Source organism: 'Nostoc azollae' 0708 (assembly GCF_000196515.1).
In the GTDB taxonomy this organism is placed as follows: Bacteria; Cyanobacteriota; Cyanobacteriia; order Cyanobacteriales; family Nostocaceae; genus Trichormus_B; species Trichormus_B azollae.
The window spans coordinates 2,960,355-2,975,000 of record NC_014248.1 but is presented as its reverse complement, the minus strand read 5'-3'; the positions used below and the strand labels follow the sequence as shown (position 1 = coordinate 2,975,000).

The 14,646-nt window shown below is 40.1% G+C and carries 10 protein-coding genes and 2 pseudogenes (1 of these 12 cut by a window edge); 3 read left to right on the top strand and 9 right to left on the bottom strand.

Features of this window, described 5'->3' with window-relative positions:
• A protein-coding gene (locus AAZO_RS38280) for a hypothetical protein (protein ID WP_266885045.1) crosses the window boundary here: on the top strand, positions 1–254 show its 3' portion. Its footprint begins 1 nt before the window's first position; only the last 254 of its 255 coding nucleotides appear in the window; its start codon straddles the left edge of the window (only 2 of its three bases are visible, at positions 1–2); its stop codon occupies positions 252–254.
• A gap of 538 nt (positions 255–792) precedes the next feature.
• On the opposite strand, the pseudogene AAZO_RS43775 reads toward AAZO_RS38280, so the two are convergent.
• From AAZO_RS43775 to AAZO_RS13770, 3 genes and pseudogenes are all read right to left on the bottom strand, one after another.
• A pseudogene (locus AAZO_RS43775) lies at positions 793–1,718 on the bottom strand (IS1634 family transposase); the annotation flags it as partial.
• Between the two features lie 975 nt (positions 1,719–2,693).
• Entirely contained in the window at positions 2,694–3,371 is a 678-nt protein-coding gene (locus AAZO_RS13775; protein ID WP_013191734.1) for a response regulator transcription factor, read from the bottom strand.
• Between the two features lie 331 nt (positions 3,372–3,702).
• On the bottom strand, positions 3,703–4,032 hold the full coding sequence (locus tag AAZO_RS13770; RefSeq protein ID WP_228371191.1) for a (2Fe-2S) ferredoxin domain-containing protein: 330 nt from the start codon (positions 4,030–4,032) through the stop codon (positions 3,703–3,705).
• Between the two features lie 573 nt (positions 4,033–4,605).
• Here AAZO_RS13770 and groES point away from each other — a divergent pair.
• Together groES and groL are read left to right on the top strand one after the other, a co-directional pair.
• Positions 4,606–4,917: a co-chaperone GroES gene (gene groES, locus AAZO_RS13765; RefSeq protein WP_013191733.1), complete on the top strand. Its 312-nt coding sequence runs from the start codon at positions 4,606–4,608 to the stop codon at positions 4,915–4,917.
• Between the two features lie 126 nt (positions 4,918–5,043).
• Positions 5,044–6,675: a chaperonin GroEL gene (gene groL / locus AAZO_RS13760; protein ID WP_013191732.1), complete on the top strand. Its 1,632-nt coding sequence runs from the start codon at positions 5,044–5,046 to the stop codon at positions 6,673–6,675.
• 377 nt (positions 6,676–7,052) lie between these two features.
• On the opposite strand, the gene AAZO_RS13755 is transcribed toward groL, so the two are convergent.
• The 6 genes and pseudogenes from AAZO_RS13755 to nagZ all read right to left on the bottom strand — a co-directional run bounded on the left by AAZO_RS13755 (position 7,053) and on the right by nagZ (position 14,513).
• The gene (locus tag AAZO_RS13755; RefSeq protein WP_013191730.1) at positions 7,053–8,657 is read right to left on the bottom strand and encodes an NAD(P)H-quinone oxidoreductase subunit 4; all 1,605 of its coding nucleotides are present in this window, start codon (positions 8,655–8,657) and stop codon (positions 7,053–7,055) included.
• Positions 8,658–8,924: 267 nt separating this feature from the next.
• Positions 8,925–9,452 carry a hypothetical protein gene (locus AAZO_RS13750; RefSeq protein ID WP_013191729.1) on the bottom strand — a complete coding sequence of 176 codons (528 nt, stop codon included), beginning with the start codon at positions 9,450–9,452 and terminating at the stop codon, positions 8,925–8,927.
• A gap of 104 nt (positions 9,453–9,556) precedes the next feature.
• Complete coding sequence (gene thrB / locus AAZO_RS13745; RefSeq protein ID WP_013191728.1) at positions 9,557–10,468, bottom strand: homoserine kinase; 912 nt, start codon at positions 10,466–10,468, stop codon at positions 9,557–9,559.
• Between the two features lie 446 nt (positions 10,469–10,914).
• A complete protein-coding gene (locus AAZO_RS13740; protein ID WP_013191727.1) occupies positions 10,915–11,181 on the bottom strand; it encodes a lipoxygenase family protein in 267 nt (88 codons plus the stop codon).
• 301 nt (positions 11,182–11,482) lie between these two features.
• A pseudogene (locus AAZO_RS13735) lies at positions 11,483–13,202 on the bottom strand (NADH-quinone oxidoreductase subunit M).
• Positions 13,203–13,421: 219 nt separating this feature from the next.
• Positions 13,422–14,513, bottom strand: coding sequence for a beta-N-acetylhexosaminidase (gene nagZ, locus AAZO_RS13730; RefSeq protein WP_013191725.1), 1,092 nt, complete (start codon positions 14,511–14,513; stop codon positions 13,422–13,424).
• Between the last annotated feature and the right edge of the window lie 133 nt (positions 14,514–14,646).

Here is a 14,646-nt window from a genome sequence, read left to right as displayed (position 1 = left end):
TGCTAGAGAGACCTTTGGGATTAGATAGCACAACAAGTTCAAAACTACCAACCAGCAAGGGACTTAAAAAGTCAAATCAAATACGGACAAAAAGTTTAAGAGAAAAAGGAAAGCGAGCATCAGGAGGACTGAAAGGTCATCCAGGGCAGAGACTTCAACTTGTATTGCAGCCAGAAAACATGCTAGAACATCCAACACCATGCTCATGTCTTGGATGTGGGTGTGATATATGTGTTGTAGTAGCAAAAAAATAATCAAGTGACAAGTATTTGATATATCTGCCCCACAAATTATCGTTACAGAAGACAGAGTGCCAGTCAAAGAATGTCCAGAATGTAAAACTTGAGGGGGCGACAAAGAACTTAAAGAGGTTGCTCTCTAAGCATCATAGCCATCAGACCCTGCTGATAAAATGGCTGTTTATTGCGAACGGCAGCCATCATTTCCAAGACCAATTTTTGACACTCATTCATAGAAACTATCCAAAAAGCACTGTGTCTTCTTCTAGTTCTTTGATTGTCACAAGGACGACAAACATAACATTGTTTTCTTGTAACCCATATTCCGCACTTAAATAAGTAGCATAAATCAACTACATTGACAGGGAATTCATAACTATAGTTTTTAAAATCCAGTAGCCATGAAAATATAAATAAATTATGCACGTCAAAGTTCCAGCTTTCTTATTGTGTAAGATAAGCTAGTTAGACAACAATGTTGAAGTTGAACTTCAATTTTTCAGTCACTTATGAAAATACAAGACTATGCAATAGTGAATTAGAGATTTGAAAACTAAGAAAATAAATAATACTTTTGACAAGCTGTAGGTAGGAATTGGGAAATTCGACAAGGTTCCTCTGTCAAGTTCAGAATCCTATGAACTCCTTCTGTAATCAGAAAATGAATCCCTTGAGAACATACGCCAGTTGCTGCCTCTTCCACAGGACCTTCCCTAACAGGTCGGGGAATCCGCCCAACACACTGGCTCTGAAATATCCAATGTAAAGTAGGGGATTGTGTAAGTTTATTCAGTTGATTTTTAACTGTCGCTTTTTCCGTCTTTAACGAGATTCTTAATTTTCTTTGTCCCAGATCATAAAGCAAAAGACACAATGCCATTAACATCATCATTGTCTCTACTCTTTATATATTTTCTACAAAAAGACTATGGGCGAAAAATAACGGGTCTTTGATAAATCTAAATCCTCTTTCTCTTGATTTCTCTTCTCTATATATTCTCAATATTTCTATGGTTTATAATTCGCTTGTCTCTAAAATATTCGTTGCTAAAGTAAATCGACCAAAAGAGTTATGATGTTGGGTGATTAACTCCTGATTTTCTATTAGTTTACCTCTTACTTGATAAACTACTGTTTGTCATTTATTTAACCGGTCAGTAATTTCTAAGTCCGATATTTTATGATATTTTAATTTTGCTGCCAGTTCTTTAATTTTTAATTGCGCGATGTCTATTCAAATTATCCTTTGACTAATCTACTTACTTGTTTACTGATTTTTAGCAACTCCTCTTGAATGCTTTGGGTTAATTTCTTTAAGTCTGCTTTTTTTCTGTCTGCACTTTCTACTCATAGCCATCTTTGCTCTATTCCCCCATAAGATACGTTTTCTTCTTGATAGCTATATCCTTTGATTTCACTTGGTTTCAGTTCTGTACTGGTAAATGCTTTGACCAAGTTTTTGGCTTTTTTAACCGACATTCCACACTTCATTTTGTAGTACAAGCACAGATGTAAAAGGTAGCAAACACAGGTTAAATATAAAAACAGAGTTTATCTAGTAATAAATATACTCAGTATTATAAATACTGCCAAAGAATTGATTCACGATTGCATAGTCTGATCTTTTTATAACTGATTGAAAGGTTCAAATTAAACATTGTTGTCTAACTAGCTTTTTTAAACGCCATAAAAAAGTTGGATTTTCTGTGTGCATAATTTATTCTTTATGCTTACTTGATTGTTAAAAAGAATATTTTTTAATAGATGGTTAATATAGTTTATCTGTACTATTTATCGAATTGCAGAATGTAGGATCAATAATTTCTGGATTCCCCTTCCCCACTTTTGTGAGAACAAGGACAAGGTTCAGGGGAATGAGATTAAAACAGGATCGATCATTCTATGAAGTTCTTTTAATAAGTTGATAGTTTGGTTTGTGGTGGGTTATGTTGTCGTTAACCTACTCTACGGTTATTTCCAGTCGAGGAAATGGGGTATTTGCGTGAGGTCGTGTAGTAATATTTTTAGGTGATATCAGGGTTGGAATATAGGGCTTGAGGACTGTATCATAAATTATGAATTATGAATTATGAAGTTTAAATTTAAAAAATCCAAATTTAGCTTCACAATCCATAATTTACGAGAAATAGTGGGAAGTTTGAAATCCTACCAACCAGTAATAACCTGAAAATCCAAAAAATTTTCATGTTTTTACGTCCTTTAGGGGCTTTGTCCCCAGTCACGCAGTCGGGACATCGACTGTTGGGTTAGGTGATGTCAGACGAGTTATGCCCGCAATCGTTGTTCAACCCCAGAATTCCACCCCTTCAAGGGGTGGGAGTATGTCAAAAGCTTTGAGACTGAGTGCAGAAGAAAAATCTAGTGTTGAGTTTTGAGTTAAGACACTGTAACCCAAAACTCATAACTTTGAAATTTCAGAAATCAGCCAAGCTTTTAAGCCATTTGATTTTCAATTGCCCAACGTGCTAATTCAGTACGGTTGTGGAGATTGGTTTTACCCAACATATTGGAAACATGGCTTTCAACGGTACGCTGACTGACATTTAATTCTTCAGCAATTTCCCGGTTGGCTAAACCCCTAGCTACAAACTGTACTACTTTCAGTTCTGTTGGGGTCAACTGGACATCGAAGGGAACCTGGATACGGGAACCATTTTCCCCTCCTTTTGTTTGGTGTTCTTTCCAACGGATAGTTTGCTTAAGTGAGGATTCTACTTGTGCTACGAGTTCTTCAGGTTCAAAGGGCTTGACCATATATACGTCAGCACCTTTGTTCAGTCCTTTAACTCGGTCTGCACTTTGTCCCTTAGCGGAGAGGAAGAGAACGGGAATCCAACTTGTACGTTCATTTTGTCGTACTTGTTCCACAAAAGTGTATCCGTCCATTTCCGGCATCATCACGTCACAGATGATCATATCTGGAACTTCATGTTCTAAAATTTCCAGAGCTTCTCGTCCATTTTCGGCTGTGATGACTTCGTATCCCCGGAATTCTAAGTAATCCTTCACCAGCAAGATGAGGTTAGGGTCATCATCAATCAATAGAAGTCGTTTGTGATCTTTCATGCTGGGCTCTTTCATAGCAGTGGCACTTGTCGCGCGTCGATCCATCAAGGTCTTGAATAGTTATCCTTTATGGTGGATTATTGAGATGTTGTTTTTTCCCACTTAACTTGCCTTTGCTGCCTAAAAGTCTAAAAGGTGATGGACACTTTGAAGAAAATAGTAGCTAGATGACAAAATTCCAGTAAGGATACGGAGAGCAATAGTATTTATAATGCGTTATTATATGTTGCTTTGAAAGGGGCGGGCTAAAAAACCTGATTGATTAAATAATAATCTGTCTGGCTGACAAGTTCAGTATTTAGCTGAAGATGGACCTGGCTCAAAACTCACCCGCACTTTCATTTGCTTACTTTTGCTCTGCTATATCCCTTGGATGTTAAGCCTCAATCAGAGGTTCACAAGAAACCAGGGAAGTTTCTGGCAAAGGATGGGTTAAAAATGCTTGTGCTTCAACCACCATTATGCCGATTAAGTGTTCTGGGATGATCCGCTCAATGACTTCCGGTTTTGTTTGGCTATACCAGACCCCATCTGGGTAAACTACCATTATCTGCCTAGAACAACAAACACGCAAGCAGTTAGTTTTAGTTCTGAAGATGCAAATGGGATGACTCTCGTGAAATGGGTTGATGTGTCGCTCTTTGAGTCGCAGTTTCCAGCATTCCCAGAATTCTAGATTAGCCTGTTTTGACCAGTTGTGAATCACTATCTGCTCAGAACAAACATAAAGCTGTTCGTTGAAGAATTGCCAGTCCTAGAACGTCTACACAATTACTTAGGGCTTTAAGTTCCTTGGCTTTAGTAGTTTTGGGGATTGGACAGCAATTCTTTAGCTCACTGTATTGTTACTCATTAAGCGACTCCCTGATTACAGTTCTATAACAATTTCTCAGCTTTGCAAATAAAAGTTGTCCATATAAAAATATTCATTACTTACGCAACAGAACCAGACAACAAAAACAATTAGGCATTTATACTTTACCTGAAGTAACTTTTTGGTTCAGGTAGAAGGTGACAGGTGACAGGTGAGTCAGCGTGGTCTTGGGGGTTTCCCCCAAGACCGACTGTCGTATCGCTAAAGCATTCACGCAGCCTGCCGGAGGCATCATCCAAAAGGTAACGGAAAGAAGGCAAAAGGCAGGATGGCAACAACTGACAACTGATAGCTGAATTTAGTTCGGAAACCCGTACAGAAAACATTATTGCCATTTGTCACTGCTTTTCGGTAGATTAGCACTCAGGAGTCGAGAGTGCTAACAAGCGAGCACAAATTAAAATTATGGCAGCTGTATCTCTAAGCGTATCTACAGTTAAACCTTTGGGCGATCGCGTTTTTGTAAAAGTGACCGCCGCTGAAGAAAAGACCGCAGGTGGTTTGTATTTGCCTGACACCGCTAAGGAAAAACCCCAAGTAGGCGAAGTAGTAGCCCTTGGACCTGGCAAGCGGAATGATGACGGTAGCCGCCAAGAATTGGAAATTAAAGCCGGTGATAAAGTGCTTTACTCCAAGTATGCTGGCACCGACGTTAAGCTCGGCACTGAAGAATATGTACTGCTTTCTGAGAAAGATATTCTAGCAGTGGTCAGCTAGTTCGGTGATGAGGGGTCAAACAAGTCAAAAGTCAAAAGTCAAAATTTTGAGTTGGCAAGTTATACCCCAGCAAATGGCTGAAAAATTGACAACTAACAAATAACCAATTCAAAAATTACACAGATTATGGCAAAGCGCATTATTTACAACGAAAACGCCCGTCGCGCCCTTGAGCGTGGTATTGATATTCTGGCTGAAGCTGTTGCTGTCACCCTTGGACCAAAAGGTCGTAACGTAGTTCTAGAGAAAAAATTTGGCGCACCACAAATCGTTAATGATGGTGTAACTATTGCTAAAGAAATTGAATTAGAAGACCATATTGAAAACACTGGCGTGGCTTTAATTCGTCAAGCTGCTTCTAAAACTAACGATGCTGCTGGTGATGGTACAACCACCGCTACCGTTTTAGCTCACGCCATTGTTAAAGAAGGCTTGCGGAACGTGGCTGCTGGTGCTAATGCAATTCTGTTGAAGCGCGGTATTGATAAAGCTACTGCTTTCTTAGTTGAAAAAATTGCTGAACACGCTCGTCCTGTAGAAGATTCTAAAGCGATCGCACAAGTTGCGGCAATTTCTGCTGGTAACGACGAAGAAGTTGGTAGCATGATTGCTCAAGCTATGGACAAGGTGGGTAAAGAAGGCGTAATTTCCCTGGAAGAAGGGAAGTCTATGACCACCGAACTCGAAGTCACTGAAGGGATGCGCTTTGATAAAGGGTATATCTCTCCTTACTTTGCAACTGATGCAGAGCGGATGGAAACCGTGTTTGATGAGCCTTACATTTTGTTAACCGACAAGAAAATCGCTTTAGTACAAGATTTAGTACCTGTACTTGAGCAAGTAGCTCGTTCCGGTCGTCCTTTGGTGATTATCGCTGAAGATATCGAAAAAGAAGCTTTGGCTACTTTGGTAGTTAACCGTTTGCGCGGTGTACTCAACGTTGCGGCTGTTAAAGCTCCTGGTTTTGGCGATCGCCGTAAGGCTATGCTAGAAGATATCGCTGTCTTAACTGGTGGTCAACTCATCACTGAAGACGCTGGTTTGAAGCTAGATACTACCAAGCTGGATAGCCTGGGTAAAGCTCGCCGCATCACTATCACCAAAGACAACACCACAATTGTTGCTGAAGGTAACGATGTTGCAGTTAAGGCTCGTTGCGAACAAATCCGCCATCTGATGGAAGAAACAGAATCTTCCTACGACAAGGAAAAACTCCAAGAGCGTTTGGCTAAATTGTCAGGTGGTGTAGCTGTAGTTAAAGTTGGTGCAGCTACCGAAACCGAAATGAAGGACAAGAAACTACGCTTGGAAGACGCTATCAACGCTACCAAGGCTGCTGTAGAAGAAGGTATTGTTCCCGGTGGTGGTACAACCTTGGCTCACCTTACACCCCAGTTAGAAACTTGGGCTAACAGCAACCTCAAGAATGAAGAGTTAACTGGTGCTTTAATCGTTGCTCGTGCTTTACCTGCTCCTCTGAAGAGGATAGCAGAAAACGCTGGTCAAAACGGCGCTGTAATTGCAGAAAGAGTAAAAGAGAAAGATTTCAACATTGGTTTCAACGCTTCCACCAACGAATTTGTTGATATGTTGGCTGCTGGTATTGTTGATCCCGCAAAGGTAACTCGTTCTGCACTGCAAAACGCAGCTTCTATCGCTGGTATGGTGTTGACAACCGAATGTATTGTTGTTGACAAGCCAGAACCTAAAGATGCTGCTCCTGCTGCTGGTGCTGGTGGTGGAGATTTTGATTACTAAGGTCTTTTCCTAGTTTAAATAACGGCCGCTTCCGTAAGGGGCGGCTATTTTTCTGAATAAACCACGAAGAGGATTTGGTTTTCCTGATCCATCAAAATGTCTTTGACAGACTAGTAGTACCGCAGTGTGGAAGTAAAAATCAATACAGTGTAAGCGTCCCAGAGATTTGGAATGGTTAGTTTATTTACGCCGTACTGTACTATTTTTGGCTCTCAAACTCAAGCTGGTAGTAATGTTGTCGCTCCGTTGCTCACTTTGGTGACAATCCTCAGGTTTCAAAAACGTTACGACAAAATTAATTATAGGGGCAGTTTTACAACCACCCCTAAAACCCCTCTTAATTTAAGATTTAGCAGCGCCCTTGACGAGCTTTATAATTACTCAGATATATTAACGAATTCAGAACTAGCTAAGGTTGGAGCAGTAAAGATTTGTGAGTACAAGTTAGAGGGTTCTTGACGAGCCACAACTGGTAACACTTGACGAGCGTGAGTAGCAACTTCAACAGTCTTCACATCATAGGTTTGTGTAGCTAACTTAGGATAGAAACCAATCCCGATTATAGGAAGTAATAAACAAGCGGTGATGAACAATTCACGAGGTTTAACATCAGCGACTACAATATCTAAATGTAAGTCTTTGCTTTGCTTACCGTAGAATACTTGACGCAACATGGACAGTAAATAGATGGGAGTCAAAATCACACCAACTGCGGATAGGAAGATGACTACTACTTTGAAGCTGGAACTGTAAACATCACTGGTGCCAATACCCAGGAACACCATCAATTCACCGACGAAACCACTCATACCAGGTAAAGCCAGAGAAGCCATTGAACCGATAGTAAACAGAGCGAAGGTTCTGGGCATTACTTTAGCCATGCCGCCCATTTTATCCATCATTAAGGTGTGAGTACGTTCGTAAGTTACACCAGAGAGGAAGAATAAACTAGCAGCAATTAAACCGTGAGAAAGCATCTGTAATACAGCACCGCTGATACCAATTTCTGTGTAAGATGCAATCCCGATTAATACAAACCCCATGTGGGCGATGGAAGAGTAAGCTAAACACCGTTTGAGGTTGGTTTGAGCTAAGGCGCAACAAGCACCGTAAACAATATTGACTACACCTAAAATTGCTAAGATTGGAGCGAAAACAACGTGGGCATCGGTTAACATCTCTAGGTTAAAGCGAATTAGTGCATATCCGCCCATCTTCAACAACACACCAGCTAATACCATTGAACCGGGAGCAGATGCTTCACCGTGAGCATCAGGCAACCATGTATGGAAGGGGAAAATTGGTAGTTTTACACCGTAAGCGATTAAGAAACCTGTATATAGTGCAAGTTCTAGGGCTTGGGGATATTCTTTCATTCCCAATTCTGTCATGTTGAAGGTGAAGTTATCACCATAGAAAGCCATTGCAAAACCAGCTACCAGAATAAATATAGATGCTGCTGCGGTGTAAATAATAAATTTGGTGGCTGCATAGCGGCGGTTTTTTCCTCCCCAGATGGAAATAAGCAAGTAAACGGGTACTAACTCAATTTCCCACATTAAGAAGAACATTAATAAGTCTTGGGCGAGGAATACGCCTAATTGGGCGCTGTACATCACCAACATTAATGCATAAAATAAACGCGGCTTATTGGTTACTTTCCAAGCCGCAAATACTGCGAGTGTGTTGATTAAGCCTGTTAAGAGTATCAAGGGCATTGATAAACCATCAATTGCTAAAGCCCAGTTAAAGCCTATTTGGGGTATCCAAGCGTAGCTTTCTGTCATTTGCAGGGCTGAACTTTGGAAATCATAACCCTGCCAAAGGGCAAAAATCATTAATGCAAAGTCTGCAAAAGCTACTCCTAGACCATACCAGCGAACTGTTTTACCGTCTTTATCAGGCATGAAGGGAATGGCCAGGGATGCCACTAAGGGCAAGAAAATTATGGCTGATAGCCAAGGGATTTGTATCGGATTCATCACTGTTGACAATCAATTTTTAGTTTTTCTTTTAATTACATTATATTAAGGAATCGTTACTTTTGTAAACAATTTCCTTTACATATTTTCAAATGAGAGGATTTTCTAGTAATAAATACTTACCAAAATCGTCTCATAGCCATTCTATGAGTAAAGTTTTGTAACGTCAAGAAAAAAGCGGACTGATTTGCCGCTTCTTTAAGTTTGAATATTTATTCAAATTTTTGATGTTGATTTGATAAAGTATTGATTACTGGGTTTTAATACCTAAACTATGCGGTTTACAATTGTCCATACTTCTCGATCAGAACGAACGTGGGGAACGGAGATGGTTTTCAATCCGGTAATGAAGGGTTTATAGTAAACCTGCCAATACATGGGGGTAAGTTCATCAGCACAAGCTTTCAGAAGTTTAATTTCGGTTGCAAGTTCCCCAGCGAGTTGATTAACTCTCTGTGCATGGGTTTGGGCAATTTTTTTGGCAGCTTCTAATTCTTCTTCTTGTTGGGAAAGACTTTTTGAGAAGACTTCCGACTGATTGAGATAGGTTTGTCTCTGATGTTTTTGTTTTTCTAAAAAGGCGAGCGCTCTATCTATACCTTGAAGTTCCGCGGCAATTTGCGGATTTTCTCTGGCTTGACGGCGATATGCCTCAACTATTGCTAACGCTGAATCATTTTCCCCGGACTCTACATTAGTATTAGTCAGTGCAGTATTAGTCAGTGCAGCCCGTTCTTCCTGGAGTGCTTGAATTTGTGAGTTAAGTTCCTTAATGTTTGCCTGAATTTTCTCCATACATAATAATATATGGGTAATTGCTAATTAGTAATTGTCAAGAAAAATAAAGTCAAAAGTCAAGATTTAAAACCTCCTAACTCCTGACTCCTAACTCCTGAGTCCTAAAAAATAGTTACTCCTTGGATATCGAGGGGTAGCGATTGCGCTACAGATTTAATTCCTACTTGTTTCCAGGCATTTCTCATTGCTGTTGCTACTCCTGGTGTATGCAATTCATCTGTTAAAGCTAACAAAGTCGGTCCTGCACCACTAATTACCATGCCATAAGCACCAGCAGCCACAGCAGCAGCTTCTACAGCGTCGTAACCGGGAATTAAGGCTTGACGATAGGGCTGATGGAGCTTATCTTGTAAAGCAGCCCTTAACCATTCTTCCCGATGAGTTGCTAAACCTCGCAGTAATAAACCAAAATGGGCAGTATTGAAAATCGCATCACCACGACTGACTTCAGTTGGTAAAACTTGCCGTGCTTCTAAGGTTGATAACTCAAAATCAGGAATTGCTATCACTGGAACTATCTGCCGATGCCAGGTAATATCACAAATTTCCCAACCTGTAAGGCCAGTAGCTGCTAGACAGCATCCTCCTAATAAAGCTGGGACAACATTATCAGGATGTCCTTCCATTGCGATCGCTAACTCCATCACCTGCAACTCAGACAAAGGAGAACCCGCCAACACATTACCAGCAACCAACCCACCCACAATAGCAGTAGCAGAACTACCCAAACCCCGCGCCAGTGGTACACCCAACTTAATCTCTATTTTCACAGATGGCGATGTCTGCTCTATATATTGATATAACTTCAAAAAAGCCTGGTATAACAGATTACTCTCATCCGTTTGTACCTTTTCGGCTTCCGTGCCAGAAACTTGAATAATTAACCCCCTCTCATTTCTAGTAAACTTAAATTCGTTGTACAGCTTTAAAGCTGCACCAATGCAGTCAAAACCAGGGCCTAAATTAGCAGTGGTGGCAGGAACCTTAACAGTAATAGTAGAAATGACAGACATTGTGACGATTAAAAATAAAAGTTAAAAATTAAAATTGGCTTATTTGACTAGCATCCCATGTAAAGAGACCATTTTTCCATCAGCCATCAGAAATTTTTTCACCTAAGGATAGGAGGGAGGCGGCAAGGGAGAGAATATTTTTAGCAATGCTCAATACCCAATCACCAATCACCTCAATTAAATAGGAATACTTTGGGGAATACGGGAAGGGAGCAGGTAAATGTAAGGCTTAGATAAAGAAGCATTACGATTAGCTATTTTCTGTTCTATTTCCAGCAGAGCAGTTTGAAACTTCTCAAAAGCCTGTTTTGCCGAAGATTTTCAGAACAGTTTACCTAAAGTCAACAGTGATTTACTAGAGTATAAAGGTGTCATTGTTAACACATCCACCAAAACAATTTGCTTAATCGTTTCCAATCTATTGGGCAACCTTGTAGTCAAAGGAATTATATTATTGCCATCTCTGGTAAATAAATCTGATAAAGATTCATAGAGGGCAAAGGGATGATTAGGATAGGAATCCATCCAGCATAGTCATATTGAGCAAAATTGACAGCCGAGTGTTGAGCAGTTACCGTGAAAATAATTTTAGTAGCAATATTAATTAGATAAGCTATGCTATCCAACTGGTTATTTTTTTCAGGTGGCAGCAGACCCTTAATATTGCCATTAGTAATCAGTTTCTTCTTTCCATCGTTGTAATTCTTGATCATTAACTAGATCCGCATCAGTTTTATAATGGGTGTTCAGAACTAAATTATCGCTGATTGTTCAAGAGTAGTTAGTTAATTTCACTTAAATTTAATCCTTGACCAGGAGAATTTATTATCAAAAATTTTGTATATTGTCAGTTAACAGATAAGAAACTTAATTTTGTGGTCAGATATGAAAGGGCTGTGGGGTTTAGGACAAACTATTTTTACCTACAGCCCACAGCCTGTTTTCAGTTAGGAAGAAGTTGAAAAATTGACTGCAAAACTGTAACTTTTCCCTCTGAATAGAGAAATATCAGGTTTACTTCAAAGTTGCTAAAACTGAGTTAATTTCAGGTTCAGAGATTTTCGGTGTCAAGAATCCATCAGCATAAATGCGAGGATTGCTTTGGGAGATGATTGTATAAGATTGGCGAACATGAGTGTTTACAGCCACGGTCTTGGCATCATACATCTGCATAGCCACCTTGGGACAGAAACCAATGCCGATAATCAGCACTATAAAACAAGCGGCGATAAAGACTTCACGGGGTCTAGCGTCACTGTATACTGCTTGGCTAGGTAGGAGGCAATCTGTACCAAAACAAACTGTTCCTTCATCTTCCTGATTTTCGAGCCCAGCATTATTAATGTCACATATCAATGCTGCATCGTTGCCATAAAACACCTGGCGTAGCATGGAAAGAAGATAAATAGCTGTAAGGATGACTCCGACAGCAGCGAGAAAAACTGTGACGGTGCAGAAAGTAGAACTATACACATCACTGGTTGTCACACCAACAAAAACCGAAAGTTCACCAACAAAACCACTCATTCCTGGTAAAGCTAAAGATGCCATTGCACCTATTGTAAACAGTGCAAATACTATGGGCATCCCTTGAGCAATACCACCCATATCTTTCATTACCATTGTGTGAGTGCGATCGTAAGTAACACCTGCGAGGAAAAACAATACTGAGGCAATGAAACCGTGTGATATCATCTGCAACATTGCCCCATTCATTCCTACATCGGTGAAAGAGGCTAAACCTAACAGCACAAACCCCATGTGAGAAATTGAAGGAAAAGCCAAACGCCGTTTCATGTTGGTTTGGGCAAAGGAATTTAATGCACCATAAATAATATTGACAACACCAAGAACAGCTATCACTGGTGCAAAATAAAGATGAGCATCAGGCAGAAGTTCTATATTCAGGCGAATCAAACCATAGTCGCCCATTTTTAACAACATACCTGCCAAAATCATGGATACAGGGGAAGATGCTTCACCGTGGGTATCAGGCAACTAGGTATGTAAGGGTAAAATAGCTAGTTTAACGCCAAAGGCTATAAATAAACCTGCATATAGTAGCATTTGTAAACTAAGGGGATAATCTTTCAAAGTCAGGGACGTGAGATCAAAACTCATATTGCCGCCACCGTATAAACCCATTGCCAGGGCTGCTACTAAAATAAATATAGAAGCTGCTGCGGTATATAATATAAATTTTGTCGCTGCGTAGCGTCTTCTTTGTCCACCCCAAATGGAAATTAATAGATATATATACGGGAACAAGTTCCACTTCCCAATATACGGGAACAAGTTCCACTTCCCACATGATGAAAAATAACATCAAGTCTTTGGCAACGAACACTCCTACCTGTGAGGAATACAGCACGAACATCAGAAAGTAAAATAAGCGTGGTCTGCGGTCAACTAGCCAAGCAGAAAACATGGAAAGGGTGGTGACAAATCCCCCTAAAAGCACGAGGGGAACGGAGATACCATCAACTGTAACGCTCCAGTTTAGTCCCAACTGAGGCATCCAGGAAAAATTTTCTACAATCTGAAAACTAGCATCACTAGCATCGTAATGCTGCCAAAAGGTATAACAGATTAAGGCAAAGTCAGCAATACCTACACCTAGGGCATACTAACGGATAATTTTACCGTCTTTATATGGTATTACCGGAATCAGGAAGGATGCAAGGAGTGGCAACAAGACAATCGCGGTCAGCCAAGGAAATTGTTCTGCCATCATCTTAATAAGAAAAAATACTCATTTGTGTAATAAAGTTATTGTACTAATGTTTGTAACATTTTCTTTATAATTCTTTATCTCACATAGACATAGATAAATATCAATTGCTGGTTGAGGAGTTGAGGAGTATGAAGGATTAAAAAGTAATTCCCGATTTCCAAAGGGTTTAAGGGTGTAGGATAAGAATAATAGTCCTCTTGCCCAATGCCCCATGCCTTGTTAAATGGTAAAAGTAGAAGTGATCGCTAATTCTGCATTTTTGACTAAAATCTCTTTTTCCAGGGCATACACTGGATATTGGGGAGTTCCTTCCAATAATTTCTCAATTCTCTCCCTTGCTGCTACTACAACTTTCTCATCCAAGCTGCCGTTACTCAAAGAAGCGGTAAAATCCTCAGCTATTTGATATGTCCTTTCTATTGAAGAAGAATTGATATTGCGAGAAACAATAAATAAATCGCAACCTGCATAAAAAGCCCGCGCTACTGTTCCCGACTGCATAAACATCTCAGAGACGGCTTTCATATCCAAGTCATCGGAAACAACCACACCCTGAAAATTGAGTTCTTCCCGCAGGATGTGATTTAAAATCGTCCTTGACAATGTGGCTGGAACTTCAGCATCTATTTGCGGGAACAGGATATGGGCAGTCATAATCAACGGTATCTGTTCCTCAATCAATGTTTTGAAAGGTATTAATTCCCGTCTTTGCAATTCCTCTACAGTTAAATTGAGAGTTGGTAATTCCACGTGAGAATCTTGGCTGGTGTCTCCATGTCCAGGAAAATGTTTTGCACAAGTGATCATACCTCCTTGCTTGAGTCCCCGATAATATTCCCGCGCACGTTGACTAGCGGTTTCAGGAGTAGTTCCAAAAGCGCGGGGTCCAATAATTGGGTTTTGGGGGTTGGAGAAAATATCAGCAACGGGAGACCAAGAAACATTGATTCCTAGTGATCTTAATTCGCAAGCAGTTGCCTTAGCTACTTCTTGCGCATGAAATTTTAATAGATAACTGAGAGGAAATCGAGTAATCGGTAATGGCATTCTAACAACTCTTCCACCTTCATGATCTATGGTCATAAACATGAAAGTACGTTCAGTATATTCACGTATACTGTGATTTAGTTGGTTAAAATTTTCTACCCAAATCTGATATGGTACACCATCAAGAAAGTTTTTGGCGAAAAATATCACCCCAACAGGTTTTAATTCACTTAACGCCCTTTTATCATCATCATTGAGGCTTGTTCCAGAAACACCGAGAATCAGATGATTACCAAAGCTTTGGATATGTTGTGATGGTGACATAACTGAGAAAATAAAGATTAAAATTCTCTCTCAAGCATAAGCCACGTGACAGGAAGCAAAAAGCAAGTTTTTTCCCCACACTCCACACCCTCTTTTTCCAGAAACAAGGCCAAATGTAACAGAATGCAAAGTA